The sequence below is a fragment of the Rhodococcus sp. BE178 genome (assembly GCF_050433545.1).
GTDB lineage: Bacteria > Actinomycetota > Actinomycetes > Mycobacteriales > Mycobacteriaceae > Prescottella.
The window spans coordinates 1-3,069 of the sequence record NZ_JBNPXA010000038.1; the positions used below are offsets into that span (position 1 = coordinate 1).

Annotated in this window: 1 protein-coding gene; it reads left to right on the plus strand. The window is 67.9% G+C overall.

Features of this window, described 5'->3' with window-relative positions; genetic code table 11:
- On the plus strand, positions 1–3,069 hold a 3,069-nt coding region (locus tag J2X34_RS28385; protein ID WP_429520354.1), incomplete at both ends, for an SDR family NAD(P)-dependent oxidoreductase.

Below are 3,069 nucleotides of genomic sequence, written 5' to 3' on the forward strand. Positions count from 1 at the left end.
CGAGATCACCCCACCCGCGACCACCATCACCGCGACGGCGGTAGTTCCCCCGACGTATCCGTTCCAACACCAGAACTACTGGCTCACCCTCACCAGCGGGACGGGTGCCGGTCTCGAAGAAGCGGGCCTCGACGAGGCGAGCCATCCGCTGCTGTCGGCCACCACCGCAACCGCCGGTGACGGCGGCCGGTTGTTCACCGGGAAGCTGTCCTTCACACGGCAGGAATGGCTGCGCGACCATGTGGTGCACGGCGTCACGGTGATGGCCGGAACCGCTTTCGTCGATCTTGTTCTCGCGGCGGCGCGTGAGGTCGGAGCCGATGTCGTCGACGACCTGACGCTCGAGGCACCGCTTGCCCTCGAAGACGACGTCGAGCGGCAGCTGCAGGTCGCGATCTCCGGTGCCGACGCATCGGGTCGACGCGAGTTTGCCGTCTACTCGCGTTCGCTGACCGATCTGACCGGCCGGCCGGCGTCCGACTGGATTCGGCACGCTACCGGGTGGATCTCCGTGGACAGCCACGTGGAGGCACACCGGTCGCAGCTCGGAGTATGGCCACCCCGAGGTGCCGTGGAGATCGCCGTCGATCGAGTACGCGACCGCACGGCCGAGCTGGGGTACTACTACGGACCCGCGTTCCAGGGGTTGCGCGCAGTGTGGCGCGGCGACCACGGTGAGTTGTTCGCCGAGGTCGCCGTCCCGGCGGAAGTCGAGAATCTCCCCTTCGCTCTCGCTCCTGCCCTGATCGACAGCGCACTACATCCGCTCTTCCTCGACGACGCCCGCAGCACGCAGATGCCGTTTGCGTGGTCTGGGGTGCGTGTGGGTGTTGGTGACGGTTCGGTTGTGCGGGTGCGTGTGGTGGTGGCCGGTGACGGGGCTGTGTCGTTGGTGGCGGAGGATGCCGGCGGGGAGCTTGTGGTGTCGGTGGAGTCGTTGGTGTTGCGGGCGGCGTCGGCGGGTCAGCTGGTGGAGGCTACTGGTGTTCGGGGCCGACACACTCCGTTCGTGGTGGGTTGGCGTTCGGTGGGGACGCTGACCGGTTCGGTGTCGATGGGCGCTGTGGTCGGCTCCGGTGTGGTTGCCGCCGGGTTCGGCGGGTCCGGTGCTGGGGTGTTCGCTGGTGTGGCCGAGTTGTCCGAGGCGGTGGCTGCGGGCGCGGTGGTGCCGGCGGTCGTGGCCCTGGACTGCACCACCACCACCACCGCCGCTGCGGACGGTGCTGGTGGTGTGCGCGGTGTGGTCGGCGGAGTGCTGGCGCAGGTGCAGGCGTGGCTTGCTGATGAGCGGTTGGCCGATTCGATGTTGGCGGTGGTGACGGCCGGCGCCGTCCCCGCTGGTGGTGGTGCCTGCGATGTGGCAGGTGCTGCTGTGTGGGGTCTGGTGCGGGCGGCGGCATCGGAGCATCCGGGCCGGTTCGCTCTGGTCGACATCGACCCCGATGCGGACGCTGACGCCGGTGTGGTCGAGGTGTTGTCGGGCGCGGTCTCGGCCGGTGAGCCGGAGGTCGCTGTTCGTGGGCGCGAGGGTTTCGTGCCGCGACTGGCGAAGGCGCAGACGGTCACCGGGGAGCCCGGTGATGCCGTCGGTTCGTCGTTCGATGTGGGTGACGGGACGGTGTTGTTGACCGGTGCTACCGGTGGTCTGGGTGCGGTGTTGGCGCGGCATCTGGTGGTCGGGCACGGGGTTCGGCGGTTGTTGCTGCTCAGCCGTCAGGGGTCCGCGGCGGCGGGTTCGGGCGAGTTGGTGGCCGATCTTCGTGAGCTCGGGGCCGATGTGGAGTTGGTGGCGTGTGATGTGACGGATCGGGTGTCGTTGGCTGCGGTGTTGGCGGCGATTCCAGACGATCGGCCGTTGCGTGCGGTGGTGCATGCGGCGGGTGTCCTCGACGACGGAATCGTCGAGTCGATCACCACCGAACGACTCGAGGCGGTGCTGGCCCCGAAGGTCGACGGTGCGTGGAATCTGCACGAGTTGACGACGGGTAGTGATCTTTCGGCGTTCGTGTTGTTCTCGTCGGTGGCTGCGACGATCGGTAATGCAGGGCAGGCGAGTTACGCGGCGGGTAACGCGTTCCTCGACGGGCTGGCGCACGTGCGGCAGGCCGGTGGTGATCGTGCGCTCTCGCTCGCGTGGGGTCTGTGGGACAACGACGGAATGGGTGGGCGGGTCGATCACGGTCAGCTCGGCCGTCGAGGCATCCTCGGCCTGAGCGAGGCCGAGGGTCTGGCCTTCTTCGACCAGTCGATGACAGTGTCCGAGGCGGCGGTCGTTCCGGCCCGGTTCGATGTGGGGGCGTTGGCCTCCCAGACGCGGGCAGGACAGGCGTTGCCGACGGTGCTGCGGGACATGGTCACTGTCCGACGCGTCGAACGCGCCGGCGGCACCGGATCGTTGGAACGACTGGTGGCCGGACTGTCGCCGCAGGAACAAGCCGGGCGGATCCTCGGCATGGTCCGGGAGGTCGCCGCGGCGGTCCTTGGGCACGATTCGGCCGACCAGGTCGAAGCCGACCAGCCGTTCATCGAGCAGGGTTTCGACTCCCTCGCCGGGGTCGAGCTGCGCAACCGTCTGTCCCGAGCGGTCGGAACGACCCTGCCCTCGACACTCGTGTTCGACCACCCGACACCGGCCGCCGTCGCTGACCACCTACTCCGGATGACACAATCGGAACCCGCCCACGCACCCGAACCCGAACCCGGATCAGCTTCTACTGCAACCGGACTCGCCGATGCTGCGGAGGATCCGATTGTGGTCGTGGGGATGGGGTGTCGTTATCCGGGTGGGGTGCGGTCGCCGGAGGATTTGTGGTCGTTGGTGGCTGAGGGGGGTGATGGGATCGGTGGTTTCCCGGTGGATCGTGGTTGGGATTTGGAGGGGTTGTTCGATCCGGATCCTGATGTGCCGGGGACGAGTTATGCGAGTGAGGGTGGGTTCCTTTATGGGGCCGGTGATTTCGATGCGGGTTTCTTTGGGATCGGGCCGCGTGAGGCGTTGGCGATGGATCCGCAGCAGCGGTTGATGTTGGAGGTGTCGTGGGAGGCGGTCGAGCGGGCGGGGATTGATCC